The sequence below is a fragment of the Pseudomonas sp. BAV 4579 genome, assembly GCF_009765395.1.
GTDB classification, from domain to species: domain Bacteria; phylum Pseudomonadota; class Gammaproteobacteria; order Pseudomonadales; family Pseudomonadaceae; genus Chryseomonas; species Chryseomonas aestiva.
Map to the genome: position 1 here is coordinate 1 of NZ_WHOV01000238.1, position 1007 is coordinate 1007.

The 1007-nt window shown below is 65.9% G+C and carries 1 protein-coding gene and 1 pseudogene; both read right to left on the reverse strand.

The features are described from left to right. Positions 1-252, reverse strand: a pseudogene (locus tag GSQ95_RS26345) (TIGR03759 family integrating conjugative element protein); the annotation flags it as partial. 12 nt (positions 253-264) lie between these two features. After that, entirely contained in the window at positions 265-918 is a 654-nt protein-coding gene (locus GSQ95_RS25670) for a methyl-accepting chemotaxis protein (RefSeq protein WP_158897132.1), read from the reverse strand. Positions 919-1007: the final 89 nt, after the last annotated feature.

The following is a 1007-nucleotide window of genomic DNA, read 5'->3' on the forward strand; positions in this document are numbered from 1 at the left end:
CCCGGGCGAATAAACGCCGCGACTCCCCTGCATCAGGGTGCGGTAGCGCTGGAATTCCTGACTGCTCAGGCCCCATTCCTGGGCGATGGCACTGTCGTTACGCTGGACCGCGCTTTGGCGCTCAGCGCTACCCGTTTCACCCGAGAAGACTTGGGGGGCGACAAGGTCTTCGGTGAGTGCTGGTGCGGACGGCGAGAGCAGGATGAGGGCGATCGCAAAGCTCGCCGGAAGGAGAAGGGACTGGGGGCGCATGAGGTGCCTCTACTACTTGACAGAAAGGGTGCGGGTCGCGCCGTCGACGCTGAACTGCGCCTGACGGTCATCGAGGTTGGCCAGCCGCCAGCGGGTACCGCCGACGTTGTCGCCCGGGCGCACCAGGTAGAGCTCGCTGAGCTGAGTGCTGCCGGGCGGCGCGACGGAGAGGAAGCGCTCACCGCCGCGGTACTCGATGCCGACCACGGTGAAGGGAGGAGGCGTCTCGATCGGCTTGGCCGGCTCGGACTTGCGCGCAATCGCCGGGGCGCTGCGCTGCTTGGGGACGATCAGTGGCGGCGGCGCCTTGGCCGGCTCCACTGCTTTTTTGCGCAGGTCCCCCAGATCGTTTTGCAGGCCTTCGAGCTTGGCCTCGAGGACGACCAGGTCGCCGGACTGGGCCATCCCTTGGAGCGCGGTCTGGTTGGCGCGCTGGATCTCCACCAGCATGGCCTGGGCGGTATCGATTCGCTGCGACAGCGCCTGCTGGCTCGCCCGGAAGTCCGCATCCTGGACCGGCTTGCTGCCGGCGAAGCCATCCACCTGGTCCTGCATCTTGTCCAGACGCTGGGTGATGGCGTGGACCGTGTTCTGGTCCGCTGTGGCGTTCAGGTCGCGATTGACATGGGACAGCTCAACGTAGAGATAGAGGCACGCACCAGACAAGGCTGCAAAGCCAGTGGCGACGAGCATTTGAGAGGGGGAAGGGCGCTTCATAGGGGACCTCGCACAGGATGCCGTGCACGGTCGCAGAA